Here is a 1086-nt window from a genome sequence, read left to right on the forward strand (position 1 = left end):
GCCAGTCACTGGCGCGCTGACGCTGGCGGTGTAGACGATGGTGCCGCCCTCCGCCACCGATGGTGTGGCGGTTAGTGTCACAGTAGTCGTGTCAGTTACATCAGTCACCGCAGTGCTGACCGGATCCGTGTTGGCGACAAGATTCTCAAAGTTGCCGCCACTGACGCTGGTGATGCTGTTGGTGACCGATTCATGCCCCTGGTAGACATCGTTGCTGACGGCAGCCGTTGCAGTGCTGGAGCTTTGGCCAACTGGAATCGTGATGAGTTGGCCACTGGCCAAGGTCACCACGACCGGACTGCCAGTCACCGGCGCGCCGACGCTGGCGGTGTAAACGATGGTGCCGCCCTCGGCCACGGATGGCGTAGCGGTCAGGGTGACCGTTGTCGTGTCTGTTACATCGGTGACGGCAGTGCTGACGGGATCCGTATTGGCGACAAGACTCTCAAAGTTACCGCCACTGACGCTGGTGATGCTGTTGGTGACCGCCTCATGTCCCTGATAGACGTCGTTGCTCACGGCGCCGGTTGCAGTGCCGGAGCTTTGGCCAACCGCAATGGTGATGGTTTGACCATTGGCCAGGGTCACTACAACCGGAGCGCCAGTCACCGGCGCTCCGATGCTGGCGGTGTAGACGATAGTGCCGCCTTCGGCGACGGATGGCGTAGCGGTCAGAGTGACCGTGGTGGTGTCCAGAACATCTGTGACGGTAGTGCTGACAGGATCCGTGTTGGCAACGAGGTTCTCGAAGTTGCCGCCGCCAACGGCAGTAATGCTGTTTGTAACAGCGTCATGTCCTTGGTACACGTCGTTGGAAACGGCTCCAGTCGCCGTGCCTGAACTCTGGCCAGCTGGAATCGTGATGGTCTGCCCACCTGCCAAGCTGACAATCACCGGAGTTCCGGTGACCGGCGCGCCGACGCTGGCGGTGTAGACGATGGTGCCGCCCTCAGCCACAGACGGTGTGGCGGTCAGGGTCACCGTTGTCGTGTCCGTTACATCGGTCACGGCTGTGCTGACGAGGTCAGTGTTGGCGACCAGGCTTTCGAAGTTTCCGCCACTGACGCTGGTGATGCTGTTGGTGAC

General features: G+C 61.0%; 1 protein-coding gene. It reads right to left on the bottom strand.

The window, feature by feature from the left end:
• Positions 1-1086 (bottom strand): immunoglobulin-like domain-containing protein (locus ACLEJW_RS23180; RefSeq protein WP_440778323.1); only part of this gene is annotated, 1086 nt, incomplete at both ends.

The organism is Pseudomonas sp. SMSB3 (assembly GCF_052041965.1).
Classification (GTDB): Bacteria; Pseudomonadota; Gammaproteobacteria; order Pseudomonadales; family Pseudomonadaceae; genus Aquipseudomonas.